Below are 278 nucleotides of genomic sequence, written 5' to 3' on the forward strand. Positions count from 1 at the left end.
TGGCCTCTCAAACCCTCTTTACATCTCATTCGCCCTATGTGCTAGAAGAGTTCACCATAGAAGAGACAATGGTACTCGCACGCGATGCTGATGGCATACTTACACGGAAAGCCATCACTCTTCCTGACAATGTAAAGCTGAAACGTTATCGGCAAGAATTTCGAACCCGCTTTTGCGAGGGATTGCTGGCTCGCCGGGTTCTTGTAGCCGAAGGAGCCACAGAAGCATCGGCATTCCCAGTTGCTTGCCGTCGCCTCGCGGAGCTTAAGCCGGACTCC

1 protein-coding gene is annotated in these 278 nt (G+C 52.5%); it reads left to right on the forward strand.

Annotation, left to right across the window (positions count from 1 at the left end):
* Window positions 1–278: hypothetical protein (locus P8629_RS11745; RefSeq protein WP_442908705.1), on the forward strand; the 278-nt coding region annotated here is incomplete at both ends.

Origin of the sequence: Hydrogenovibrio sp. 3SP14C1 (assembly GCF_029625905.1) — a bacterium.
Lineage (GTDB): Bacteria > Pseudomonadota > Gammaproteobacteria > Thiomicrospirales > Thiomicrospiraceae > Hydrogenovibrio.